General features: G+C 37.9%; 28 protein-coding genes and 1 pseudogene. 21 read left to right on the top strand and 8 right to left on the bottom strand.

The annotated features are described in order from the left end of the window. Positions 1–41: 41 nt before the first annotated feature. Positions 42–881: a dihydropteroate synthase gene (gene folP, locus ACY2RU_RS01285; protein ID WP_490136591.1), complete on the bottom strand. Its 840-nt coding sequence runs from the start codon at positions 879–881 to the stop codon at positions 42–44. A gap of 173 nt (positions 882–1,054) precedes the next feature. Here folP and ACY2RU_RS01280 point away from each other — a divergent pair, with 173 nt between their 5' ends. From ACY2RU_RS01280 to ACY2RU_RS01250, 7 genes are all read left to right on the top strand, one after another. Continuing rightward, positions 1,055–1,594: a DUF1599 domain-containing protein gene (locus tag ACY2RU_RS01280; RefSeq protein ID WP_490136590.1), complete on the top strand. Its 540-nt coding sequence runs from the start codon at positions 1,055–1,057 to the stop codon at positions 1,592–1,594. Positions 1,595–1,651: 57 nt separating this feature from the next. Further along, the gene (locus ACY2RU_RS01275; RefSeq protein WP_490136589.1) at positions 1,652–3,364 is read left to right on the top strand and encodes a BT_3928 family protein; all 1,713 of its coding nucleotides are present in this window, start codon (positions 1,652–1,654) and stop codon (positions 3,362–3,364) included. Positions 3,365–3,367: 3 nt separating this feature from the next. Further along, positions 3,368–4,444 (top strand): ABC transporter permease, encoded by a 1,077-nt coding sequence (locus ACY2RU_RS01270; RefSeq protein WP_490136588.1) that lies wholly within the window; start codon positions 3,368–3,370, stop codon positions 4,442–4,444. A gap of 33 nt (positions 4,445–4,477) precedes the next feature. After that, positions 4,478–5,239, top strand: coding sequence for a triose-phosphate isomerase (gene tpiA / locus ACY2RU_RS01265; RefSeq protein ID WP_490136587.1), 762 nt, complete (start codon positions 4,478–4,480; stop codon positions 5,237–5,239). Position 5,240: 1 nt separating this feature from the next. Continuing rightward, positions 5,241–6,077 (top strand): 50S ribosomal protein L11 methyltransferase, encoded by an 837-nt coding sequence (prmA, locus tag ACY2RU_RS01260; protein ID WP_490137457.1) that lies wholly within the window; start codon positions 5,241–5,243, stop codon positions 6,075–6,077. A 117-nt stretch (positions 6,078–6,194) separates the two neighbouring features. Next, a complete protein-coding gene (locus ACY2RU_RS01255) occupies positions 6,195–6,470 on the top strand; it encodes an ATP-dependent Clp protease adaptor ClpS (protein ID WP_490136586.1) in 276 nt (91 codons plus the stop codon). A 155-nt stretch (positions 6,471–6,625) separates the two neighbouring features. Continuing rightward, entirely contained in the window at positions 6,626–7,474 is an 849-nt protein-coding gene (locus ACY2RU_RS01250; protein ID WP_490136585.1) for a M57 family metalloprotease, read from the top strand. 87 nt (positions 7,475–7,561) lie between these two features. Here the strand turns inward: ACY2RU_RS01250 and ACY2RU_RS01245 are convergent, their stop codons facing one another. Next, on the bottom strand, positions 7,562–7,786 hold the full coding sequence (locus ACY2RU_RS01245) for a heavy-metal-associated domain-containing protein (RefSeq protein ID WP_490136584.1): 225 nt from the start codon (positions 7,784–7,786) through the stop codon (positions 7,562–7,564). Between the two features lie 131 nt (positions 7,787–7,917). Between ACY2RU_RS01245 and ACY2RU_RS01240 the strand changes: the two genes are divergently transcribed. Continuing rightward, on the top strand, positions 7,918–8,757 hold the full coding sequence (locus ACY2RU_RS01240) for a universal stress protein (protein ID WP_490136583.1): 840 nt from the start codon (positions 7,918–7,920) through the stop codon (positions 8,755–8,757). Positions 8,758–8,763: 6 nt separating this feature from the next. Here the strand turns inward: ACY2RU_RS01240 and ACY2RU_RS01235 are convergent, their stop codons facing one another. Then, entirely contained in the window at positions 8,764–9,417 is a 654-nt protein-coding gene (locus tag ACY2RU_RS01235; protein ID WP_490136582.1) for a Crp/Fnr family transcriptional regulator, read from the bottom strand. 190 nt (positions 9,418–9,607) lie between these two features. Between ACY2RU_RS01235 and ACY2RU_RS01230 the strand changes: the two genes are divergently transcribed. From ACY2RU_RS01230 to ACY2RU_RS01175, 12 genes are all read left to right on the top strand, one after another. Then, positions 9,608–12,100: a heavy metal translocating P-type ATPase gene (locus ACY2RU_RS01230; protein ID WP_490136581.1), complete on the top strand. Its 2,493-nt coding sequence runs from the start codon at positions 9,608–9,610 to the stop codon at positions 12,098–12,100. A gap of 25 nt (positions 12,101–12,125) precedes the next feature. Next, entirely contained in the window at positions 12,126–12,329 is a 204-nt protein-coding gene (gene ccoS / locus ACY2RU_RS01225) for a cbb3-type cytochrome oxidase assembly protein CcoS (protein WP_490136580.1), read from the top strand. A 7-nt stretch (positions 12,330–12,336) separates the two neighbouring features. Next, entirely contained in the window at positions 12,337–14,541 is a 2,205-nt protein-coding gene (gene ccoN, locus ACY2RU_RS01220; protein ID WP_490136579.1) for a cytochrome-c oxidase, cbb3-type subunit I, read from the top strand. A 2-nt stretch (positions 14,542–14,543) separates the two neighbouring features. Then, positions 14,544–14,735 (top strand): CcoQ/FixQ family Cbb3-type cytochrome c oxidase assembly chaperone, encoded by a 192-nt coding sequence (locus ACY2RU_RS01215; protein ID WP_490136578.1) that lies wholly within the window; start codon positions 14,544–14,546, stop codon positions 14,733–14,735. Further along, positions 14,732–15,718: a cbb3-type cytochrome c oxidase N-terminal domain-containing protein gene (locus ACY2RU_RS01210; RefSeq protein WP_490136577.1), complete on the top strand. Its 987-nt coding sequence runs from the start codon at positions 14,732–14,734 to the stop codon at positions 15,716–15,718. The genes ACY2RU_RS01215 and ACY2RU_RS01210 overlap by 4 nt, the downstream gene beginning before the upstream one ends. A gap of 35 nt (positions 15,719–15,753) precedes the next feature. After that, the gene (locus ACY2RU_RS01205) at positions 15,754–16,056 is read left to right on the top strand and encodes a cupin domain-containing protein (protein ID WP_490136576.1); all 303 of its coding nucleotides are present in this window, start codon (positions 15,754–15,756) and stop codon (positions 16,054–16,056) included. Beyond that, positions 16,053–16,427 carry a group III truncated hemoglobin gene (locus ACY2RU_RS01200; protein ID WP_490136575.1) on the top strand — a complete coding sequence of 125 codons (375 nt, stop codon included), beginning with the start codon at positions 16,053–16,055 and terminating at the stop codon, positions 16,425–16,427. The genes ACY2RU_RS01205 and ACY2RU_RS01200 overlap by 4 nt, the downstream gene beginning before the upstream one ends. A 22-nt stretch (positions 16,428–16,449) precedes the next feature. Continuing rightward, on the top strand, positions 16,450–17,871 hold the full coding sequence (ccoG, locus tag ACY2RU_RS01195) for a cytochrome c oxidase accessory protein CcoG (RefSeq protein WP_490136574.1): 1,422 nt from the start codon (positions 16,450–16,452) through the stop codon (positions 17,869–17,871). A 78-nt stretch (positions 17,872–17,949) separates the two neighbouring features. Next, positions 17,950–18,093 carry a hypothetical protein gene (locus tag ACY2RU_RS01190; protein WP_490136573.1) on the top strand — a complete coding sequence of 48 codons (144 nt, stop codon included), beginning with the start codon at positions 17,950–17,952 and terminating at the stop codon, positions 18,091–18,093. A 40-nt stretch (positions 18,094–18,133) separates the two neighbouring features. Further along, on the top strand, positions 18,134–18,580 hold the full coding sequence (locus ACY2RU_RS01185) for a FixH family protein (RefSeq protein ID WP_490136572.1): 447 nt from the start codon (positions 18,134–18,136) through the stop codon (positions 18,578–18,580). 2 nt (positions 18,581–18,582) lie between these two features. Further along, the gene (locus ACY2RU_RS01180) at positions 18,583–19,290 is read left to right on the top strand and encodes a sulfite exporter TauE/SafE family protein (protein ID WP_490136571.1); all 708 of its coding nucleotides are present in this window, start codon (positions 18,583–18,585) and stop codon (positions 19,288–19,290) included. 27 nt (positions 19,291–19,317) lie between these two features. Continuing rightward, on the top strand, positions 19,318–19,449 hold the full coding sequence (locus ACY2RU_RS01175) for a hypothetical protein (protein WP_490136570.1): 132 nt from the start codon (positions 19,318–19,320) through the stop codon (positions 19,447–19,449). Between the two features lie 71 nt (positions 19,450–19,520). Here ACY2RU_RS01175 and hemN read toward each other — a convergent pair whose 3' ends face one another. Together hemN and ACY2RU_RS01165 are read right to left on the bottom strand one after the other, a co-directional pair. Beyond that, the gene (hemN, locus tag ACY2RU_RS01170) at positions 19,521–20,885 is read right to left on the bottom strand and encodes an oxygen-independent coproporphyrinogen III oxidase (RefSeq protein WP_490136569.1); all 1,365 of its coding nucleotides are present in this window, start codon (positions 20,883–20,885) and stop codon (positions 19,521–19,523) included. 123 nt (positions 20,886–21,008) lie between these two features. Beyond that, positions 21,009–21,992: a M35 family metallo-endopeptidase gene (locus ACY2RU_RS01165; RefSeq protein WP_490136568.1), complete on the bottom strand. Its 984-nt coding sequence runs from the start codon at positions 21,990–21,992 to the stop codon at positions 21,009–21,011. Between the two features lie 481 nt (positions 21,993–22,473). Here ACY2RU_RS01165 and ACY2RU_RS01160 point away from each other — a divergent pair. Further along, positions 22,474–22,704: pseudogene (locus tag ACY2RU_RS01160) on the top strand (type I phosphomannose isomerase catalytic subunit); the annotation flags it as partial. A gap of 20 nt (positions 22,705–22,724) precedes the next feature. Here ACY2RU_RS01160 and ACY2RU_RS01155 read toward each other — a convergent pair. The 3 genes from ACY2RU_RS01155 to ACY2RU_RS01145 are packed head-to-tail and all read right to left on the bottom strand — an operon-like array spanning position 22,725 to position 25,427. Then, positions 22,725–23,507, bottom strand: coding sequence for an ABC transporter permease (locus ACY2RU_RS01155; protein ID WP_490136567.1), 783 nt, complete (start codon positions 23,505–23,507; stop codon positions 22,725–22,727). After that, positions 23,500–24,207 (bottom strand): ABC transporter ATP-binding protein, encoded by a 708-nt coding sequence (locus ACY2RU_RS01150; protein ID WP_490136566.1) that lies wholly within the window; start codon positions 24,205–24,207, stop codon positions 23,500–23,502. The genes ACY2RU_RS01155 and ACY2RU_RS01150 overlap by 8 nt, the downstream gene beginning before the upstream one ends. Then, positions 24,207–25,427, bottom strand: a complete 1,221-nt coding sequence (locus ACY2RU_RS01145) for a nitrous oxide reductase family maturation protein NosD (RefSeq protein ID WP_490137456.1) — start codon at positions 25,425–25,427, stop codon at positions 24,207–24,209. The genes ACY2RU_RS01150 and ACY2RU_RS01145 overlap by 1 nt, the downstream gene beginning before the upstream one ends. Positions 25,428–25,446: the final 19 nt, after the last annotated feature.

Genomic DNA, 25,446 nt, shown 5'->3' with positions numbered 1-25,446 from the left:
AATCCAAAGGCAAGAGGTTTTTGTAAATGTACTTTTTTTATTTAAATATTTTTAGCAACTCCACTCAGCATTTCATACAGTTTTACACATTCTACAGCTTCTTTTACATCGTGTACGCGTAAGATCGAAGCGCCTTTGTAAAGGGCAATACTATTTAATGCAGAAGTTCCATTAAGCGCTTCACTAGCTTGCGTTTCTAAGGTTTTATAAATAAGTGATTTGCGCGATAGGCCGACTAAAAAAGGAATTCCTAATGTCTTGAAAAACTCTAGATTCTTGAGAAGTTCAAAGCTTTGTTCTCTTGTTTTTGAAAAACCAAAACCTGGGTCGGCAATAATATCGTTAATACCTGCTGCTCTCGCCTTAGCTAATTGTTCAGAAAAATAATAAAGAACATCACGTGTTACATCTTTGTATTGGGTGAATTGTGTCATGGTTTGAGGTGTGCCACGCATATGCATAAGAATATAGGGAACACCCGCTTCGGCTACCATTTTAAACATAGCTTCATCAGCTTGACCTCCAGAAATATCATTTACCAAGGCTGCGCCTTTTACAATAGCTTCTTTTGCAACCTCACTTCGGAAGGTGTCAATTGAAATCGGTATTGATGGAAAAACTGCTGAAATAGCTTCAATAATAGGGATGGTACGTGCAATTTCTTCTGTTTGCGAAACTTCCGAAGCACCGGGTCGGGAACTATATCCGCCTATGTCGAGAAAGGTCGCTCCAGCTTCAATATGAGTGCGCGCCTGTGTTATGGCATCATCAAGAGTATAGTTTTTCCCGCCGTCATAAAATGAATCTGGAGTTACGTTTATGATGCCCATGACCTTTGGAGTTGATAGATCTATGAGATTTCCTTTGCAATTAATAGTCATGGACGAGTTAGTGGGTTTTAACACTGTGGATATGAAAGATACTATTGGAATAAATAATACAGTATAATTTAAATTCGTTATTTTTCAGCAAAAATCAACTTTAAACTTTCGCCTTTCGGCTTTGAACTCTTAACAATTTAAGCGAAATTTACGCAAAATCTTACACAATCGCTATGGCAGACACTTCCTCGCAGTATAATGATGTTATTGAAACCTGTAGGGCCTTGTTTATCAATAAAATGAAGGACTACGGAAGCGCTTGGCGAATCTTACGATTACCATCCCTGACCGATCAGATCTTTATAAAAGCACAACGTATTCGCGGTTTACAGCAAAATGCCGAACGCAAAGTAGATGAAGGCGAGATAAGCGAGTTTATTGGTATAGTCAACTATTCGGTGATGGCTTTGATCCAACTGGACAAAGGGGTGGTTGAACAACCCGACCTTTCGTTGGAAGATGCTACGCAGCTCTATGACGAAAAAATAGCGATTACCAAGCAACTCATGTTAGACAAAAATCATGATTATGGAGAAGCTTGGCGCGATATGCGTGTAAGTTCTCTAACCGATCTTATCTTGCAAAAATTGCTTCGGGTAAAGCAGATAGAAGATAATCAAGGAAAAACTTTGGTTAGCGAAGGTATAGACGCGAATTATCAAGACATGATCAATTACGCGGTTTTTGCCATGATCCATTTGGAAGCACAGTAAAACATTATAGTAGCATTGCCTTGGCGATGTGTTTAATTTTTGTAATAAATTATTTGTATGAGAGTTCTCGTAGGCGTTAGTCGCATATTTGTAGGTGTATTATTTATCATTAGTGGATTGATCAAATTGAATGATCCTGTTGGTTTTTCTTTTAAACTGAAGGACTATTTTGCTCCAGATGTTCTTAACCTAGAGTTTTTGGTTCCTTACGCATTGGGCTTGGCCGTGGTCATTGTGATCTTTGAAGTTATGCTGGGTGTCATGATCATTTTAGGGTATGCTAAAAAGTTTACGCTATGGAGCTTATTGCTCATGATCGTTTTCTTTACATTTCTTACGTTCTACTCGGCGTATTTCAATAAAGTAACCGATTGTGGTTGCTTTGGTGACGCACTAAAATTAACCCCTTGGGAGTCATTTTGGAAAGATATTGTTCTTCTAGTGTTGATCCTGATACTTTTCTTCGGAAGGAAATATATTCAACCTTTCTTTAGTAAAGGTGCCCGAAGCATTCTTGTATTCGTTTCATTAATTGGCTGTTTGTTTTTAGGATATCATGTATTGCAACACCTTCCGGTAGTAGATTTTAGAGCTTATGCCATTGGGAAGAACATTTCCGAAGGAATGCAAGTTCCCGAAGGTGCTCCTAAGCCTATTTTTGAATACGCATGGAAATTTAATATAAACGGTTCCGAAGAGGTGATCAAGACTAGTGGAGACTATCCGCAAGTAGATGGTGAATTTATAAGTGTAGAAACCACCGAGCTTCAAGCGGGCTACGAACCACCAGTGCACGATTTCAGCATAGAGCGAGATGATACCGATTTCACTGAAAAGTTCTTAAACTCCGAGAATCTTATTGTTGTAATTGCGTATAGTTTAAGCAATGCCGAAATGGATGGATTTTTTCCAGTGCGTGATATAACAAATGAAGCGATAAAGAAAGGGTATACAGTTATTGGTATGTCTGCTTCTTCACGTGAACTAACCGAAGATCTCACCGAAAAATACGGTCTTAATTTCGATTTCTACTTCTGTGATGAAACAACCTTAAAAACGATTGTACGTAGTAATCCAGGGATCATTGAACTTCAAAAAGGTACCATCACACAAAAGGTTCACTTTAATGATGTTGATAAATTAATTTTAAAAGAACTACCTAGTGCAATTCCAAATTTAGATTTTCAATTAAAACGTAAACTAGATAGCATCGGGAAGCTAGATCAACAGTATCGTACGTTGATGCAGATTGAATCTCTAGAGGAAAGAGCGGCAAAAGGTGCTGAAATGGGCTTAGGTCATAGTGACTACTCAGACAAGTCGCTTTGGGATATGCAGCATGTGATTGATGAATCTAACCAAGCCTATGTTGAAACCATCTTAAAAGAACGTGGATATCCTGGAAAATCGATAGTTGGAGAACCAACAAATGAGGCGGCATGGTATGTAATTCAACACAGTATGGAACAGATTCCTGTATATTTTCCTATGATAAAGAAAGCAGGCGAAGCGGGTGAAATTCCGTTTAGAATGGTTGCTATGATGGAAGATCGTTATTTGATGGATCAAAACAAACCGCAGATCTATGGAACTCAGGGCGCATATCGAGAATCGATGGGCGAATTTATCTGGCCGATACAGGATCCTGAAAATGTAAACACCTTACGCGCTAAAACCGGATATAAAAATACGATCGAAGAATACGCGAAAATTTTATTTGGTGAAGATTTTGAATACAAAGTCCTAACGATGGATGATATAAAAGAATAAGCCTTGATACGATATCTACTTCAAAAATTAGGATACGCGTTGTTAACGCTTTTTGGAGTGGTGACTGTCATTTTTTTTCTTTTTAATATATTACCTGGTGATCCCGCCAGAATGATGCTTGGACAAAATGAAAATGCTGAGCAGGTGGCCTTGGTAAAGAAAAAGTATGGCTTTGATAAGCCAATTGGGATGCAATATCTATACTATCTGAATGATCTCTCACCTTTGTCTTTTCACAGTACGAATACGACAGATTATACATTTCCTTCGGAAGGAAAATACGAAGCAACGCGTTTGTTTACAATAGGAAAAACGGAAGTAGTACTCAAGTACCCTTATTTGAGAGAATCATTTCAGAAGAATGGTAAAGAGGTAAGTACAGTAATAGCCGAGACACTTCCTAACACCTTTATTTTGGCTATTTCTGCCATAACAATTGCTATCATTATTGGAGTACTTTTGGGAATTGTCTCGGTGCTTTTTAAAGATGGTTTTATTGATAAGTTGATCCAATTAGTGAGTACATTCGGGATGAGCGTTCCGTCCTTTTTTAGTGCTATTTTATTTGCGTGGATCTTCGGCTTTTTACTAAATGAATATACCCATTTAAACATGACGGGTAGCCTCTATGCGGTTGATGATTTTGGAGAAGGACGATTTATTCAGTGGAAAAATTTGATCTTACCCGCGATTGTATTGGGGATTAGACCTCTGGCCGTTGTAAGCCAGTTGATGCGTAATTCACTTTTGGAAGTCCTTAATCAAGATTATATTCGAACTGCAAAAGCAAAAGGCCTGTCGTTTTGGACGATCATTAGGAAGCACGCGCTCAAAAATTCACTGAATCCCGTAGTGACGGCAATTTCTGGTTGGTTCGCTTCAATGCTTGCAGGCGCAGTATTTGTAGAATATATTTTTGGTTGGAATGGCCTTGGTAAGGAAATCGTTGATGCGCTCAATACCTTGGATCTACCTATCATTATGGGTGCTGTGATCGTGATCGCAACCTTGTTTATAATAATTAATATCCTGGTCGATGTTATCTACGGATGGCTTGATCCTAAGATTAGTCAACAATAGTTTAGTACAAAGTTTAGCATAAAAGAAACAAAAATGAGACAGAATATAGTAGCCGGTAATTGGAAAATGAACAACGATCTTGCCCAAACAGAATTGCTTCTTAAAGATCTAAAAGCGCAAGTGATCCCTGAAGACGTTCACGTCATGGTGGCGCCATCATTTGTGAATTTAAATCATGCATTTAATTCCCTCACCGATCATCCTATTACCGTGGCGGCACAAAATATGCACCAAGCCGAAAGTGGAGCCTTTACAGGAGAAATTTCAGCGAGTATGCTTAAAAGCGTAGGTGTTGAGGTTGTTATTTTGGGTCATAGCGAGCGCCGAGCCTATTTTGGTGAAACGAATGAGCTGCTTTCAGAAAAAATAAATACTGCCTTAAAGCATGATATGACTGTGATCTATTGCTTTGGTGAGGAACTGGCAGATCGCAAAGCAGGCAACCATTTTAAAGTAGTTGAAGAACAATTACAGAATGGCATTTTTCATGTTGCTGAAAAGAGCTGGAGCCATATAATTTTGGCCTATGAGCCGGTTTGGGCTATTGGCACAGGCGAAACTGCGAGTCCGGAGCAGGCCCAAGAAATGCACGCCTTTATACGGGATTGTATCGCTAAGAACTACTCGAAACAGGTTGCAGAGAAAGTTTCTATTTTATATGGCGGGAGTGTAAAACCCAATAATGCTGCCGAAATATTTGGAAAAGCAGATGTTGACGGCGGACTCATAGGTGGAGCTGCGTTGGATGCCACTAGTTTTATGGCTATTGTAAACGCGTTTAATACTACTAAATAATATAACTGTGATCTATATAGGATATGTTTTTACCGTTTCTCCGCTCCAGCCAGGGACTGAGATCTTAATCGCCGAACTTGGCTATGCAGGCTTTGAGAGTTTTGTTGAGACGGAAGATGGTGTTGAGGCTTACATACAAAAGGCCGAATGGAATGAAAGTATATTAAATGACATTCAGGTGTTGTCTTCTGCCGAATTTCAGATCAGTTTTACTTCTTCGGAAATTGAACAGATCAACTGGAACGAAGCTTGGGAAAAGAATTTCCAACCTATAGAAGTGGATGGGAAATGTGCTGTAAGAGCGCCCTTTCACAAGCCTTCGAAGGTAACTTACGAAATTATTATAGAACCGAAGATGTCGTTTGGTACGGGACATCACGAAACCACGCATATGATGCTTCAGCATATCCTAGAGCATGATTTTGGAAATAAAACAGTATTAGACATGGGCTGCGGTACAGCGGTTTTAGCCATTTTAGCCGAAATGCGTGGTGCGGCTTTAGTAGACGCTATTGATATTGACCCTTGGTGCGTAGAGAATTCCGAAGAAAATATTGAACGGAATAATGCCAAGAATATTCGGGTGCAATTAGGAGATGCAGCAAAAATTCCGAAGCAAACCTATCATGCAGTGATCGCCAACATAAACAGAAATATTCTTTTAAATGATATGCATGTATATCGCGAAAGCTTATTGCCAGGGGGGTGGCTCTTTTTGAGCGGTTTCTATACCGAAGATCTTCCCATGATCATACAATGTTGTGAGGCTTTAGGTTTTACTTTTGAGGGAAATAAAGAACGAAATAACTGGGTTGCAGCTAAGTTTATTTTAGCGTAATTGATACAATATTTTTAAAAGCAAATTGTTTATTTAACTGGTGGAAGCATCTCGAAATCACAGATTTTAGTTAAATTTTTGGGGTTTACAATTAGTTTTCAGAATTTTAATGATGTTATGAGTACTCAAGAAAAATATCAGGAAGATACCCTCGTAGAGGAAGAAGTTAAAAATCAGAACCAAATTGTATTGTTCAATGATGAGGTAAATACCTTTGATCATGTGATTGATACGCTTATTTATGCTTGTGACCATACTCCCGAACAAGCCGAACAATGTTCTATTATTGTTCATTATAAAGGAAAATGTACCGTAAAAACAGGCGATCTTGATGATCTTAAACCGCGCTGTAGCCTATTATTGGACGCGGGTCTAAGTGCGGAAATCCAATAAAAATTACTAAATCCTTGCCGAAAACCTAAAGTAATTATCGATAAAGTGTATAATTGATAATTATTTAGGAAATTTCCTACAAATATTAATTTTTATTCTTAAATTGTTCTCTGGTTAACCTAATTTATTATTCACTAATTTTTAATTCATTAACTATGAGAAAATTAACAAACCGGCTACTGGGAATCCTCACCCTTAGCCTGCTTCTAGTTTCTTGCTCTAAAGACACAGACAGTGTTCAAGAAGCTGAGAAAGAAGCAAACAGTACTAAGCAAGTTCCACAAGAATTAATTGACATTGTCAATAAATTGGAACTAAACAGCAATTTCGTTCGCTATGGCGATTTCGTTCTCCCCAACGGAACCGTAGAGGAACGAATTTTTATTGAAGAGGATGTTTCAATGACCGAAGAGCAATTGAGAGCTCTAGGCGCTGTAGATATAACTTCAAGACAATATCGCACCAACAATCTTGTAAGTCAGGGTAGAAATATTTCTATTATTGGATATACAGGTAGTGGTGTAGCGCTTTCTTCTAAAGCTAGAACAGCTTTACAGTGGGCTGTCAATAACTACAACCGCCTAAGCGGAGTCTCAATTAGTTTTACACTTACATTTGGTGCCGACTGGCAAAGCAAAGATATGGTAGTCTATGACACTTCTTCGAGCAATAATGGCGCTGGTGGTGTAGCTGGGTTTCCTAGTGGAGGCTTACCGTACCAATTTGTTCAGATTTACAATTTAGAAGGCTATTCTACAGACGTTAATGAGCACGTACTTACACATGAAATAGGTCACTCTGTGGGCTTCCGTCATACAGACTGGTTTAGTCGTCAAAGTTGTGGTCAGAATGTAAACGAAGGAACTGGTAGCTATGGTGCGAACCATATAACGGGAACTCCAACCGGATACGATTCATCGTCTATAATGCTAGCATGTTTTAGTTCAAATGCAACAGGTGAATTTAATGGGAATGATGTTACTGCACTTCAGAATATGTATTAACACTATCCATCAACAAACCTAATTTAAGAAAGCCCATGAAAATGGGCTTTTTTGCTTTTAGTGTTATTAATTGAACTTCTATCGAGTTTAGGTTCCTAAATTATTGGTACTATTTGCCAAAGGATATCCTAAGGATTGTAGCTTTAACTTTACGCCTTCCAGAGCATTGTGCGTGCCATAATCAAAAGAAACTGCCCCAATAGTTATATCCACCGAAACCTTTGAAACTTCTGGGATACTAGCGAGTTTTTTACGAATAATATGTTCACACTCAGAACACCGTAAGTTTTGTACAATGAGTGTTATGTCCATTGATTTTATTATATAATGGCTAAATTATTACGACAAATATGCTGCCTAAATCTTACCAAAACTATGATTTTTGTCAGTTAAATTTTTGTTTTCTGAAGCTATCTTTGGGCTAACCAAAATGTAAAAAAAACATGAAAACCTTATTAGTACCAACAGATTTCTCTACTCATTCTGAAAATGCACTTCGTGCTGCCGCAAGTATTGCTAAAAAGCAAGAAGCCGAATTACTAATTGTGCATATGGCAGGTATTAAAGATAGCATCCTTACAAAAGAAGAATCTTCCAATGCGCTAGAGTCTATATTTTATATGAAGCTTACTGAAAAGCGATTTGCAGAGTATTTAGACAAACCGTATTTAGAGGGTATTCCTGTAAGAGAAGTAATTAAGAAGTATAAAAATTTTTCAGAATTGAACGATGTAGTTGCTGAAAACAATGTTGACCTTGTAATAATGAGTTCGCATGGAAGTAGCGGAATTGAAGAGATGCTTGTAGGTTCAAATACAGAGAAGGTTGTTCGTTCTGCCAAGATACCGGTGCTAATCATCAAACAATTTACATCAGATTTTAAAATGGAAACAGGAGTGTATGTTTCTAATTTTTCTGAAGAAACCATGGAAGCCTATCACAAAGCAAAAACATTTTTTGAGAGTTTTGGAGCTAAAATGAAATTACTTTATGTCAATACTCCAGGCCCGTCTTTTAAACGCACTAGTGAGATCGATAAGTTATTATATGAATTTTTTGAAGCTGCAAATGAACCTAAGTTAGCCGAAAAGATCAAAGAAGTAACAGTTGTTTCAGACTATACAGTTGAAGACGGAGTTTTTGCATATAGTCAATTGATAAATGCCGATTTAATTACGATTCCCACTCACGGTAGACAAGGAATTGCACATTTCTTTAGAGGAAGTATTTCTGAAGATGTCGCAAATCACGCTACAGTGCCGGTTCTTACCATTCGTATGTAAGAGCGTCTAGAAACCGCCTATTATTTGCGACAAGGCTTTTGGGTCTTCAATTTTGATGCGTTTGCCTTGGGTAGAAATAATCCCTTCTTTCTTAAATTTTGCCAATGTGCGTATACACAGTTCTGTGGCTGTGCCAACCACATTGGCAATGTCGCCACGAGACAGGCTTAGGGTCAAATACCCATCTTTGTCGGTGCCAAAATTGGTTTCGAGATATTGCAGTACTTGTGCCAAACGCTGATTTACATTTTTTTGTGCCATGGTCACAATACTGTCATCAGCGAGTTTTAGTTCGTTGGCCATATGTTTTAAAACTGCCTGCGTAAAATCTGGATTTTTATGAAGGCTTTGTTTTATATGTTCCTTCGGAATATAGCACACTTCCATGTCGTTAAGGGCTACCGCGCTCAAATTGGTAGCTTCAGAAGTGATTACAGAACGTTGCCCCATAACTTCACCTTTGGTGGCAATTTTAACGATCTGGTCTTTCCCATTATTGCTTAATTTAGAAAGTTTTGAAGCCCCGTCGCGAATACAGAAGACACCATTGAGGCGTTCACCCTCTTTAAATAATACTTCGCCTTTCTTGATAGATTTGGTAACCTTATTGTCAGAGATACGCTTTAATTCCTCTTTTTTCAAGGCGTTAAAACTATTCATTTGTCTAATAATGCAGTTTTCGCACCTTCCAGTGTGATGGTGATCTCCCATAGATTGTAAATCTAATCAATAGCGCTTATTTTCCAAAGAAATGATTTTAAGAATTTTGAAGATTTCAATAGCGACTGACAAAAATCATATTTAGAACTGCCATATTTATAGACATTTGTTCCAAGGTATAAGCAAATTTATGGAAACGTGTTATCATTGTGGTGACGATTGTTACGACTCGGTTCTGGAATATCAAGGCAAAAATTTCTGCTGTAATGGCTGTAAAACAGTCTATGAGATATTTCAAGAAAATGATTTGTCTCATTATTACGAACTTCAAGCAAATCCGGGTAAATCACCATCCGAAACAAAGACCGCATTCGATTATTTAGAGAACGAAGCCATTGTGCAAAAGCTCTTAGAATTCGATGAGCAAGGTACTCAGATCGTTTCTTTTACCATCCCTCATATACATTGTAGTTCGTGTATTTGGGTGCTTGAAAATTTACAAAAGATGCATCCGGGCGTTATTCATTCACAGGTGAATTTTCCTAAGAAAACCGTACGAATCACCTTTGCTTCCGAAGAAATTTCGCTCAAAGAACTCGTGATTTTACTATCTCGTATTGGCTATGAGCCGAGTATTTCTTTAGATGATTTTTCAAAAAAAAGATCGTCAGTAGATCGAAGTTTGATCTACAAATTGGGCGTGGCAGGTTTTGCCTTTGGAAACATCATGTTTTTATCTTTCCCCGAATATTTTGAGGTCAATGAGTTTTGGCTAGACCAATTTAAGGGCTTGTTTCGTTGGCTTATGTTTGCTTTTTCCGTTCCCGTTGTATTTTACGCCGCTCAAGATTATTTTATCTCTGCCTATAAAGGTTTACGATCGCACGTGCTCAATATTGATGTACCTATTGCCATTGGGATAACCGTCTTATTTCTACGTTCAACGCTTGAGATTATTATGCATTGGGGAACAGGTTTTTTTGATAGTCTTGCTGGTTTGGTGTTCTTTTTACTCTTAGGAAAATTATTTCAGCAGAAAACATATGCTTTTTTATCTTTTGAACGAGATTACAAATCGTATTTCCCTATGGCGGTAACCCGTTTAGTTGGCAGATCGACTCAAGATGAAGAATATGTACAAGTGTATGATCTTAAAAAGGGTGATAGAATCTTGATTAGAAATGCCGAGCTCATTCCTGCCGACGGAATATTATTAAAGGGAACAGCTCTTATTGATTACAGTTTTGTAACTGGAGAGGCTGAACCCGTTTTAAAGAAAGTTGGCGATACTATTTTTGCAGGAGGGAGGCAACAAGCCGGCATTATTGAAATGGATGTTTTAAAGCCAGTTGCGCAGAGCTACCTTACAAAATTGTGGAATAACACCGTGTTTAATAAGAACAAAGCCAGCACTTTTGACACGATCACCAATCAAATAAGTAGACGATTTACCATTGGTATTTTGCTCATTGCTGTTCTGGCAACAACATATTGGTTATTTGTAGATACTAGCATCGCTTTTAATGTTTTTACAGCGGTTCTTATCGTTGCTTGTCCGTGTGCCCTCGCATTGGCCGCACCCTTTACTTTAGGGAATATGTTGCGTATCTTCGGAAATGAGAAGTTCTATTTAAAAGAAAGCCATGTGATTGAACAAATGGCAGCAATTGATACGGTTGTTTTTGACAAAACTGGAACGCTTACTACAAATAATAAAAATGTGATCGCTTATGAGGGGATCTCGCTTTCCGAAGAAGAAAAACAGCTCCTTACCAGTACGCTTAGAGCTTCTAGTCATCCGTTGAGTAGGGCTCTGTATAAAATGTTACGACAGCATGACGTGTTTACACTCGATGATTTTACGGAAGAAACAGGGAAAGGAATTATTGGCGTTCATGGTGTTTCGGAGATCAAAATAGGAAGTTCGTCCTTTGTTGGAAAAGATGCGGCGGTTTCTAAGCAGTACACGCAAATGAATCTACAAACAGAGGTGTTAAATACGGGTCGTACTGAAGTTCATATTGCCACAGCAGACGCCTATAAAGGGTGCTACGTATTTTCTAACAGCTATAGAACTGGAATGGAAAGGATTTTTAAGGAGATTGGGCAAAGCTGTGAAATTGTAATTCTTTCGGGGGATAATGATGGTGAAAAAAAATATTTAAAAGAACTGTTACCCGATTCTGCTCAATTACATTTTAATATGAAGCCAGATCACAAGCTAGCTTTTATAGAATCACTTCAAAAAGAAGGGAAGCGCGTTATGATGGTTGGTGATGGTTTAAATGATGCGGGTGCACTTGCACAGAGTGATGTTGGTATTGTGGTCTCGGAAGATATTACTCTCTTCTCGCCAGCTTGTGATGGTATTATGGATGCCACGCGTTTTTCAGATCTACCAACTTTTATGAGACTATCAAAAAGAGCAATTAGTGTAATTAAATATGCCTTTGTGTTTTCCTTGTTATACAACTTGGTAGGCTTGGGTTTTGCCGTTAGCGGAAACCTAGCTCCTGTTGTTGCGGCCATTTTAATGCCATTAAGTTCTATTAGTATAGTGGTTTTTACCACTTTGGCAACCTATTTAATAGGAAGTCAGATAAATAAAGAAAAAGTTAGATTTGGGTCAAAAAATAGAGAAGAACTGACAAAAGTCATCTTTTCTACAAGACCTTCAGACTAATTTTACATTTTTAATTCAGGTAGGTATGAGTATCATTTATTTGCTTCTTACAATAAGCGTTATTGTTGCTGTTGTGTTTTTTATAGCCTTTGTCATTTCTGTGAGAAAAGGCCAATATGACGATACATATACACCTTCAGTAAGGATGCTTTTTGAAGACGAACTTGTCAAAGAAAAATCACCTTCCAAAGAGAAAAAATCAACCGTTTTGAACCAATCAAATAACTAGTTATATTATGCAAACAGAACAGTTTTATTACGATAACAAGATCGTAAAGAAGTTTGTCTACGCCACCATTTTTTGGGGTATCATTGGTATGTCTGTCGGACTGCTACTCGCCTTTATGTTCTTATTTCCAAATGTTACCGATGGTATTTCTTGGTTAAGTTTTGGGCGTTTACGACCCCTGCATACCAATGCCGTCATTTTTGCCTTTGTGGGTAATGCCATCTTTGCGGGTGTTTATTATTCTACGCAAAGATTACTAAAGGCTCGTATGTGGAAAGACTGGTTGAGCAACCTTAATTTTTGGGGTTGGCAGGCCATTATAGTTGGAGCAGCAATAACGCTCCCATTGGGGTATACAACTTCAAAGGAATACGCCGAATTAGAATGGCCGTTCGATATTGCGATCGCTATCATTTGGGTTGCATTTGGGGCAAACCTCATTGGAACAATGATTAAAAGGAGACAACGTCACCTGTATGTTGCAATATGGTTTTACTTGGCGACTTTTGTAACTGTTGCGGTTTTGCATATTGTAAATAGTATTGAGTTGCCTGTAAGTGCCTTTAAAAGTTATTCGGCCTATGCTGGGGTGCAAGATGCATTAGTACAATGGTGGTACGGTCATAATGCCGTTGCCTTTTTCTTAACAACGCCGTTTTTAGGGCTTATGTATTACTTTGTTCCTAAGGCAGCAGATCGTCCTGTATATTCATACCGACTATCTATTGTGCACTTTTGGTCTTTGATATTTATTTATATCTGGGCTGGACCTCACCACTTGTTGTATTCTTCATTGCCCGAATGGGCTCAGAACCTAGGGGTAGCATTTTCTATTATGTTGATCGCACCATCTTGGGGTGGGATGATCAACGGACTCCTAACACTGCGAGGTGCGTGGGATAAAGTACGAACCGATCCAGTTTTAAAGTTTATGGTTGTGGCCATTACCTGTTATGGTATGGCAACCTTTGAAGGTCCTATGCTTTCGTTAAAAAACGTAAACGCTATTGCTCACTTTAGCGATTGGATCATTGCCCATGTACACGTAGGCGCCTTGGGTTGGAATGGTTTCTTGACCTTCGGAATGATCTATTGGTTGGTTCCTCGCTTGTTTAAAACAAAGCTCTGGTCAATAGGACTCGCGAATGCGCATTTCTGGGTAGGAACATTAGGAATCATTATGTATACACTTCCTATGTATGTTGCTGGTTTTGTACAAGCATCTATGTGGAAGCAATTCAATCCAGACGGAACACTCACCTACGGAAACTTTTTAGAAACGCTTAATGAGATCATCCCAATGTATTGGATGCGTGCTATTGGTGGTTCATTATATATAGTGGGTGCCTTTATCATGCTTTATAACGTGGTAAAAACAATACAACAAGGAAGCAAAGTAACAGACGATCTTGCCGAAGCAGCACCTTTAGAGCGCGTTACTAAAAAGCGAACTGCAAAAGAAGGATATCACACTTGGTTAGAAAGACGTCCTGTAAGATTGACAATTTATGCTACTATTGCTATCCTTATTGGAGGAATGGTACAGATCGTTCCGTCCTTAATGGTAGAAGAATATGTGCCGGTTATTTCAACTGTAAAACCATATACACCCTTAGAGTTGGAAGGCCGTGATATATACATACGCGAGGGTTGTGTGGGTTGTCACTCACAGATGATTCGTCCTTTCCGAAGTGAGGTTGAACGCTATGGTGAATATTCAAAATCTGGTGAATACGTATATGATCATCCGTTTTTATGGGGTAGTAAACGTACAGGACCTGATCTGCTTCGTGTAGGTGGAAAATACAGTGACAACTGGCACCTAAATCACTTCTATGATCCTCAGAGTACCTCTTCTGGTTCTATCATGCCATCCTACAAATGGCTTATCGGAGCAACCTTAGACAAGAGTAATACGGAAACAAAAATGGAAGCTATGGTAACTTTAGGTGTTCCATATACAGACGAAGATATAGCACGTGCTCAAACCTGGATGACTGAACAAGGAACCAAAATAGAGCAGAATTTATACAACGATCCTGACTTTGCTAAAACCTATGAAGCTGATAAAAAATATGCCGAAGAGAATGGAGAAGATTTTGTGGATATGCGTGATCGTGAAATTGTGGCTATTATAGCCTATTTACAGCGCTTAGGTACTGATATAAAAATCAAAACCAGCGAAGAAGTAACAACCAACTCAAACGAATAATCATGCTAAAATTTATAAAAGGAAATTTAGAAAACATAGATGGAGTTGAGATCTATCCTATGATCTCACTACTTATCTTCTTCTTCTTCTTTGTCGCCTTGTTTTTATGGGTGTTTACGGCTAAGAAGGAACATATTGATGAAGTGAGTCATATTCCATTAGAGGATACCAACCAAAATAATGAAACGATATGAAAGGATCAGCTTATTTAAGGATACTAGCCTTTGTTGTTATAGGGTTTTTACTGCTTCACTGGAGTGGTAGCGCGGGAGATAGCTCGGCATTTGTAGAACAACCATGGCTGTGGGCTGTGCTTGGAATTATTACACTTATTTACATTGCCGGAGAAATCTGTATAGCAGCGCTGCGTAATATTTTATACCGAACCTTGAGTCCTGATGCGCGCATTCGATATGATCAAGAAACAGTGCTGGCAAAAGAAAATCAGTTTAGCGGTATTAAAAGGGTTTATAAAAAGCTCTTAGGTGATAAGCCTATGGAGGCTGAAGACGAGATCCTGTTAGACCACAATTATGATGGAATAAAAGAACTTGATAATAATCTACCGCCATGGTGGGTGTACGGTTTTTATGCAACGATCATTTTTGCTGTTGTGTACATGGTTCGTTATCACGTTTTTGACGACGTAAATCAGCATGAAGAATACGCTATCGCGGTCGCCGAGGCCAAAGTTGAAATTGAAGAATACAAAAGAACGGCCAAAGATCTTATTGACGTTAACACAGTAGAATTACTTACAGATGCAAGTGACCTCAGTGCAGGTAAAAATGTTTTTACTGAAAACTGTATTGCTTGTCATAAAGCAGATGGTGGAGGAGGAATTGGTCCTAACCTGACTGATGATAACTGGATATTAGGTGGAGGTATTAAAAATATCTTTAATACTATTTCTGAAGGAGGTCGCGCCGGGAAAGGAATGGTTTCATGGAAAACTGATCTAAAACCATCTGAAATGGCACAAGTAGCCAGTTATGTAATGAGTTTACGAGGCACAACACCTGCAGAGCCTAAAGCACCTGAGGGAGATATTTGGGTTGATGAAAATGTACCCGTCGATGATGTGATAAAAACGGAAGTCATCGATTCTACTCAGGTAGAGGTGGTAATTCCAGATGTAGCGGTTGAGCTTAATTTGGAAGGTCAGACAGATAAATAATACACGATTCTTAGAGTACTAAAGAACACCATGCCATGCTAAAAGAAATTGCCAAAGAATTAAAAAATAGTGATCGGCCAGTGGTGCGCACACTTCAGAATCATGGAGGTACTAGAGTTATTGCTATTGGTTTAGGCAAAAATGTGGAGCTAAAAAAACATGTGGCACCATCAAAAGCAATCTTATATGTTTTGCAAGGAACAGTTCATTTTCACCTTCCAGAAGTAGTACATGAATTGAATTGTTACGATACGTTTGAAATCCCATTAGAGACTCCGCATTCTGTTATAGCCGAGACAGACGCAATATTTATGATCATTTTTACTGCGGAATCATGAGCGATATTGAAACCAGAGAGGATATTGAGTTGTTGGTAAATCAATTTTATGATCTGGTAAGGCAAGACGAAACTATTGGTTACATATTTAATGAAGTGGCTCAGGTAAATTGGGACGAGCATCTTCCGAAGATGTATTCCTTTTGGGAAACGATCCTTTTGGGAAGCATGTCATTTAAAGGAAACCCAATGGATAAGCATATTCAATTAAGTAAAAAGACCAGTATGCAACAGGTGCATTTCGACGCATGGTTATCATTGTGGAATAAAACAATTGACTCTCATTTTGCGGGAGTAGTGGCTGACAAGGCTAAACAGCGAGGGATTAACATTGCTGGACTTATGTTGCATAAAATAGAACAGTACGGTTAACGGATATAGTGAATAATAAGTTATGGCAGAGCAAGGACAAGATAATTTTAGAGATACCATAGGAACGTTAAACGAAGAAGGGAAACGGGCATGGGTATTTCCAAAAAAACCTGTAGGTAAATGGTATGAGTACAGAAAATACGTAAGCTATGTGCTTTTACTTTTTTTATTTGTAGCCCCCTTTGTCAAAATCAATGGGCATCAATTTTTGATGTTTAATGTTTTAGAACGCCGATTTAATATTTTCGGATTTCCATTTTGGCCTCAAGATTTTTACATTTTTGTGATCATGATGCTGGTAGGGGTTGTCTTTGTGATCTTGTTTACAGTTGCTTTTGGACGTTTATTCTGTGGTTGGGTTTGTCCGCAGACCATTTTTATGGAAATGGTATTTCGACGAATAGAATACTGGATCGACGGGGATCGAGGTAAGCAGATCCGTTTGGCTAAAATGCCTTGGAATGCTGAAAAGATCAGGAAACGTGTTACAAAATGGATCATCTTTTTTATCATTTCTTTTTTAATAGCTAACATATTTTTAGCCTATTTAATTGGTAGTGATCGTGTGTTGCGCTATGTAACAGATGGACCTTCAGAGCATATGAGTACGTTTATCTCTCTCCTTATTTTTACAGGTGTCTTTTACTTTGTATTTGCGTGGTTTAGAGAACAGGTATGTATTATTGTTTGTCCTTATGGAAGACTCCAGGGCGTGCTACTCGACACTAAATCTGTCGTAGTTGCCTATGATCATAAGCGAGGTGAAAAGGAAGAAGGACGCGCGAAATTTAAAAAGAATGAAGACAGGGAAGCCACAGGAAAAGGTGATTGTATAGATTGTTTTCAATGTGTGCAAGTATGTCCCACAGGAATTGATATTAGAAACGGAACACAACTGGAATGTGTAAACTGTACGGCGTGTATTGATGCTTGTAATACGATCATGGAGGCGGTCGATCTGCCTAAAGGCCTAATTCGTTATGCAAGTGAAGAGGAAATTGAAAAGAAGACCAAGTTTGAATTTACACCACGTCTAAAAGGATATGTTGTTGTATTAGGGATCTTGATCGCAGTATTATCAGGCATGCTTTTTCTTCGGAATGATGTTGAAGCTGATATCTTACGCCTTCCAGGGCAGTTATACGAGCGTAAAGCAGACGGTGTGATCAGTAATGTATATACTTACAAACTAGTAAATAAAACTAATTTAGAAATTAAGGATGTACGCTTTGAGCTTATGTCACATAAAGGTTCAGTAACGATAGTTTCTCATGACACGTTTTCGGTACCCGCTGGAGGATTGGCAAAAGGAACATTATTTGTTGAACTTAATGCGAGCGCGTTAAGTGGTGATAAAGATAAAGTGACCATTGGAGTTTATAGCGGGGATGAGCTTATTGAAACTACACGAACCGCATTTTTAGGTCCGAGGAGCTATAATTAAACATGCAGCTACATCATCGCAAGAATTGCGAAGGATGTTGGTCGCTAGCGAAAAAGGACCCGATTAAAATATTAAAACATGAAAGAGCATACAAAAGATAATTGCTGCAAAGGATGTCAAAACGGACAACCAGGAACGAATGCGGCATGTCAGGCAAAACTATTGATGGAACGCCTACAAGACGGTCTTGCTAATGAGAGCTCTTTAGAAACTAAAAAGTAGAAAATTAATTAAAACCAACTCACTAAGCTGAGGTATCATTATGAAATTTAATTGGGGAACGGGACTGGTTATTGGAATGCTGCTCTTTATTGGGTTTATCATGTTTTTTGTATTTAGAATGATGACCGATCACAATCTGGATCACGATCTGGTGACCGAAAAGTATTATCAAAAAGAAATGGAACTGCAGGAAATGATCTATGCACAACAGAATACAGCTTCCATGGAAGAACAAATTAAGGGATTGAAAACGGCAGAAGGTTATGTAATTACATTCCCAGAAGGTTACGATCCTAAAAAAATTACTGGAAATGTGTTCCTATATAGACCATCTAACAAGCAACTGGATTTTGACTTCGCTATCGACTTGACAGATCCTAATTTGCTCATACCTGACAAACGCTTGTTGGATGGTCGTTGGAACATTACCATCAACTGGGTATACGAAGGCAATAATTACCAGTTTAAAAAAGAAATAGTGTATTAATTATGTTATTAACCGGGCTCATATTTGGACTTTTAGGCAGTTTTCACTGCGTAGGTATGTGCGGCCCTATTGCATTTATGTTGCCCGTAGATCGGGAAAACAAGGCGAAACGAATTATTCAGATTGGCAGTTATCATTTAGGGAGACTTTTTACTTACGGAATCATAGGTTTGCTTTTTGGCTTTTTAGGAACACGTCTGAATCTCTTCGGAATACAACAGCAAGTCTCTATTGCGATCGGGATCTTGATGATCTTGGCGATTCTATTACCCACACGCATTTTTAGCAAATACAATGGTTCTTCATTTATGTATCGTTGGGTTGGTAAAGTGAAGTCGGGATTAGGACAAGCCCTTAAGCGGAAATCGGCCGACAATTTTTTTACTATTGGATTTTTAAACGGATTGTTACCTTGTGGCTTGGTTTATATGGCTGTATTTGGTTCGGTGGCGGCTGGAGGACCTTGGGAAGGTGCGATGTATATGTGGGCTTTTGGACTTGGAACGGTCCCTTTAATGACTACAGCTACCTACCTAGGGAATTTTTTAAAAGGAACGGTTAAAAAGAAAATTGTAAAGGCGATACCTGTTTTTGTGGTGTTTGTAGGTCTATGGTTTGTGGTTCGTGGATTAGGTCTGGGAATTCCATATCTCTCACCAAGTTCTCATGTATCACAACAAAAAATTTCGGCACATCATTCGTGTCACTAAACGTACTATTAATTTAAATTTCTACTGATGAAAACACTTTTTTTACCACTTGTAGACTGGGGAATGGGCACCGTACTTATTGGCGTTTTTGCCTTGGTGTGTGTTATCCTAGTTGCTGTAGTTTATAACCTGTCACAAGGTGACAAAAAGAAGGAATAATCATATTGTATTTCGCGGTTTGATCAAGTCATCTTGATTCAACCGCGCAATTGCTGATTAGGGCAACTTTTTTATATAGTCATAGAGAACAACTGCGTTTCTGGCTTTTTACGTTGTAGACGAAGGTCAAATGGCAAGCAGATATTTCGAACATAAGGTTTGCCTTTTTCGGTAACTGAAATAGATTGTTCTTGAATCATAATGAGTTCGTCTTTTTCCAATTCCTTAAGTTGTTCTAAAACCTGTGGTAATTCGAGGAAAACTTCCGAAGGAAGTTTCCATGATGTTTGAAATTTACACATAAGGTTTAGAATATGTTGCCGAATGATAAGGTCTTCTTGAGTAAGCAAATGACCGCGCATAACAGGAAGAGTATTGTTTTCTAGAATTTGATAATATTCTTTTAGGCTTTTTACATTTTGTGAAAAGCCAAACCAGCTATCGCCAATAGCAGAGACACCAAGACCGATCATCATATTGGTTTTAGCTGTTGTATACCCCATAAAATTTCGGTGTAAAGAGCCATATTCTTGCGCCTTGTGTAAGGCATCAGTTTTTAATGCGAAGTGATCCATGCCTATTTCTACATAGCCAGCATCGAGTAATTTTTGTTTCCCTGTTTCATATTGAAGTCGTTTTTCTTCGGGGCTTGGCAGGTTGGCTTCGCTATAGCCTCTTTGGCCATTTCCTTTGATCCACGGCACATGCGCATAGCTGTAAAAAGCAATACGATCTGGCATAAGTGAAATCGTTTTTTCAATGGTGTTCTCAACATGTACTAAGGTTTGAAATGGGAGTCCGAAAATAATATCATGTCCTACCGAATTATAACCAGTTTCACGAGCTTCTAGGGTTACGCGCTGTACATTTTCAAAAGGTTGAATTCTATTAATAGCCTTTTGAACGGTTTCGTTATAGTCTTGAACACCGTAGCAAACTCGTGTAAATCCGTAGCGATTGAGTGTTTTTAGATGTTCCTTTGTTGTATTGTTCGGATGACCTTCAAAACTAAATTCGCAGTTGGGTGCTTTATCGGCTATTTTAAAAATTCCGATAAGGAGTTTTTCTAGGTGTTCCGAAGAAAAAAAAGTAGGGGTGCCGCCACCAAAGTGTAATTGTTCGATAGAAGGTTTTTCTTTTAGAATATCGCGATAAAGCTGTAATTCTTTGAGCAATGCTTCAATGTATGGGAGTTCAACGCTGTGATTCTTTGTAATACGTTTGGTACAGCCGCAAAAGGTACACATTGATTCGCAGAAGGGTAGGTGAATGTAGAGCGAGATCCCTACAGGTTTGTTACTTTGGGAAAGATTCTTTTGAATACTTAGTTCCCAACCGTCTAGCGAGAATAAATCGTTGTCCCAATAAGGGACCGTTGGGTAGCTAGTATAACGAGGTCCGGGAACATTGTATTTTGATATAAGTTGCTGAGCCATGTCCTGTATTTAGGGTACAAAACTAGGCGTTGTTTAAGGGATATAGTATGATTTTTGTCAGTTGTCAATCTATAAAAAACGGCAGGTCTAAACCTGCCATTTTATTATTATTCTCTATTGCTATTATGCAAAACTCATACAAAAATGTTCGTAGTTTTCGGCACTGCGTCTGGCCTTCTTTGGATTGTCTTCGGCCAATTTAAGTGCGAGCTCATCTCCATAAACTGTTTCTCCATCTAGCTTTTGATCGGTAAACCAGACGTGTATCAATTCATGAATTAAAACACTTGCAATGTAATTGTAACCTATTTCTTTGGTTTCTTCATCTAGTGAGTTTTCAATCAATTTAGGAAACACTTTAAAGGTTTTGGGTTCAAAGAAAGTTCCCATATTTTGAGCATTTGTGTTTTGATCTCTTTGAGGATGAAATCGAATGGTGATTTTTTTGTTTAGACGGTCATCAACCGATTTTAAACGATCATATACATCCTTAACATCACTTGCTTTATCTACTGCTCCAAACCATCTGTTCAGTCTTACTCTATCTGCCCATATGGAAGTCCATTGATCTCTAGGTTCATCAATTATGGTCTGCAGTCGGCGAAGGCCTCTTGCTGAAATATCTTTTGCAATAGTATAGGCGTTTTCAAGTATATCGAAGGCATCTTCAATGACAAGTTCTTTTTCAACAAGAATTTCATTACCATTTTCTGTTTGTTTTTCGGCATAGGAAATATCGCGAAGATCGGCACGTAATATAGCAACATTTCCTGCCACGCTAGGCAATTCAATGTTGAGCCAACGTTTCACTTCTTTGATCTCCTTTTTTACATCTTTTACCTCTTCTTTTTTGTCTTTGTTGATGTCTTTTACATCGCTTCTTTTATCTTGACGGATATCTTTTTTAGCTTCGCGTTTTTCCTTGCCCGTTGCATCCGATTTACGGATCTCCTTTTTGTCGTCGCGAGCATCTTTTCTGATGTCTTTCTTTTCTTTCCGAGCGTCTTTTTTAATGTCCTTTTTTTCGTCTTTAAGCTCTTTTTTGGCTTCCTTCTGATCTTGTTTCCGCTTCTTTTCAGCAGCTGTTTTTTTTCGTAATAGTCCCATGATATTGTGTTTAAAACATTATTAATTAATTTACGAATAGATGGAACGAAGAGTGTTTTCCTGAGAACTACCGTAAAAATGAAATAAATTGTGATGGGGAATCGAAGTATGTAAATGTAGTAACTAATTGATTTTAAAACCTATATGAATTCATGGATTTTTAAAATAGTGCTTCGCGTAGCCGACCTTTAGGCGGTGGTTTCAAAAACGAAGCTAATTACCATTCATCTTCACTAATTGGTAATTCATGATCTTTGTTTATAATAACCAAGACCGTTTCGGGGATAAAAAAGTGTAAAATACTCCCCGTAGAAGATGATACTATTGAAGTAATAAAATTTAAAAGAGCTATTGCCAAGTTGGAGATGCAGCATGAGAACTTCATCTTTCACAATCTGTAAAGGCATCCAAAGAGTCTTCCGAAGAAAGTAAAAAAGAGTTCCCCGTTAAAACAAACCGACCTTCTAATGTTGTTGCTTGTGATTATTTTACAACCAATATTTTCCGAGTTCAAAATAGCTTTGAGCGAAATTATGCTAAGCTAGATTCTTTTGTCATCTTAATGTGTGTTTCGGGTATAGCTACAGTTGTAGTAAATGGTATTACTGAAGTAGTGTCGAAAGGAGAGACCATCTTATTAGCTGCAACTATAGCAGAGACTTACTTTTTTGCTAAACAAGCAGAATTTCTAGAAATGTATATTTCAGAATAGTATCAGCAGAGAGAAACCATTTAAAAATCTTTTTTTCTACTTTTTCGATAAATATTGAATACAGGTATAGCGACCCAAAGTGATAGCGTTCCGATCGATATCAATAAGCCCAAGCCAGTTCCGAAGAACTTTTGAAAAACGGCACCTGTATATCCTAATAATGCCGAAATATCTAACTTCAATAAGATAAGAATACGGGATAGATCAATAGGGTTAAACATGGTGGCAAAGATCGAAAAGGTATCTAGCGGGTACGATTCTAGTAAAATAAGGCATAGTAAAAAGAGCCCATCATAGATCACAGCCATAAAAAGCCAAAGTAGTATGGCATAGCTAAAACCCTTAATTTTATTCTCGTTGTACAACGCAATATTAAAAGCCAAAGCTGTAAATATGAGCGTTAAAAAAGTGCCAGTAACAAGTAATAATACAAAATCCCATATTTCATTAGATTGAAACAGGCCATAAAGAATGAAAGGTATGCCTAAACCTATAATTAAACTCATCGATAGCGAAAGCCCTACGCCAAGATATTGTCCTAGAAAAATAGAGGAGCGTTTAATAGGTTGGGCCAGCAATAGTTCTGTAAATTCTTTAGAATTATAATAGTACATAATTCCAAAAATGGTACCTATGAGTGGTACTAAGATTATGATCACGTTCATCAAGGTAATGACCGCCTTAGAGAGGTCATTATTTAAGAAAAGTAATACCGAACTTAATAAGAGGTAAAATAGCAAGTAGACATAACTCCATCTGCTGCGTATCAGATCATAAAAACTATATTTTAGTATTTTAAGCATTGTCTTGAGTTAAGAGATTTGCGATAGCATGTTCAAAATCAGATTCTTTGGTCTGTTTCTTTAGTGCTTCTATGTTGCCTTTAAAGTATACTTTACCTTCGAGTAAAAACACAATTTCATCTGCCATCTCTTCCACAAAGCTCATGATGTGGGAGGTGATCAATATAATTTTCCCCTTTGATTTTTCTTCGGAAATGAGCTCTTTCAAACGAATCAAGGCTATAGGATCCAGACCTGTAGTAGGCTCGTCAAGTATAATAATCGGACTGTCGAACATCAATGTTAGTACAATATTTACTTTTTGTTTTGTTCCACCAGATAGATTGCTCAGTTTTTTAGATAAGAATGGTTGTAACTTAAATAGGGATACTAGTTTTTCATCATCTCCTGGGCGGTTCCGCAGATCTTTGATCATGGCGATCAGTTCTTTTACCGTGAGGTTTGCAGGAAAATTAGCTATTTGCGGTAGGTAATCAATGTCATCCCTATATTTCCACTTTTTCTTGATAGATACTCCATCTAAAAGTAAGCTTCCTTTATCTGGAACTACCATTCCTAATAAGGTTTTGATCAAGGTAGTTTTGCCAGAGCCGTTAGGCCCTAAGATGGCAAATATCCCTTTCTTGGAAATCTCTAGATCTATGCCTTTAAGCACATGGTTTTTTCCGAACCGCTTGTGTAATTGCTCTATTTTGATCATTAGTACCGTTTCATTTTTGGAGTCATATCTAACAAATTACTGGGTGTAAATACAGGGGATACTTTCTCTGAAAAATCGATAATATCGATAAATAGACTTCGCATGAGGATGATGGTTTCGGGCGTTTTATTAACAATATAAGAGAACAGTTTAACGGGTCTATATGGTACGTCGCCCACCCCGTCTTTATCGAGGTCATATCCCGTATAACTACTCCAGTAATTATCCCGAAAGACATTATCATTTATTCTGCTGTTATATGCAATGTCAAAAGAGTTATATAAAAAATTATTTTTTTCAAAGGTGTTAGCGTAGCAGGCACCTAACACTTTGATCGCATATCCGTTACTGATAAAGCTATTGTTAGAATACACTATTCTATTAGAGCCTTCTATATTTATTCCTACGGTATTTTCTTCAAACACATTATCCATAATTTCGGCGTCATTGATTTCTTTTAACAACAAACCAAAAGCAGCCGATCCCCAGTTTTCTTTGAATGTGTTATTGAGCATTTTTATGCGTTTTGAAAACATTACGGCAACTCCAGCTCCATTGTTCTCAAAAGTGTTGTTGGTGTATAGATCATCATTAGAAAACATAAAGTGCAGACCATAGCGTAAGTTATTTGTGCTTATGTTTTCATTGATGGTGATATTATCTGAAAATTCCAGATAAATTCCATCGCGTACTTTTTGCACGATGTTGTGTTCTACGATCACATTTTTTGAATACCATAATTGAATTCCATTACCCGAGTTGTATTCGTCTTGTGCGTCTCCAATAATTTTGTTGTGATAGATCTTTCCATTGTTCGATTTTTCAATATAAATTCCGAAGAACAATTTTTCCAATACCACATTTTGGATCAAGAAGTTTTTGCTTCTAACCACGCGTATGGCGGCATGATCACTAGTGTAACTGGTTCCTACGTTTATTATAAATAAGCCGTCAATGGTAACGTCATCAGAAACAACTCTTATTATTTCACCTTGATCCTCTCCGTCGATGACTGGAAAGTTTTCACCTTTAAGGGTTAGTGGCTTGTCAATTACAATATTATACTCTTTATATGTTCCCTTTTTTACTAAAATAGTATCGCCCGTTTGTGCGGCCGAAATAGCCACTTTTAAGGATTTTATGTCACAAGTTTTGCAAACTGTAATTGTATTTGCGAAGACCAAGTGAGAAGCAAAAAATGCTGCTATTATAATATAAATATGACTGTAGGGTGTTTTC

This window comes from Ulvibacter sp. 2305UL32-6, from assembly GCF_058148545.1.
The sequence above is the reverse complement of the archived record's forward strand: the minus strand, read 5'-3'. Positions and strand labels throughout refer to the sequence as shown.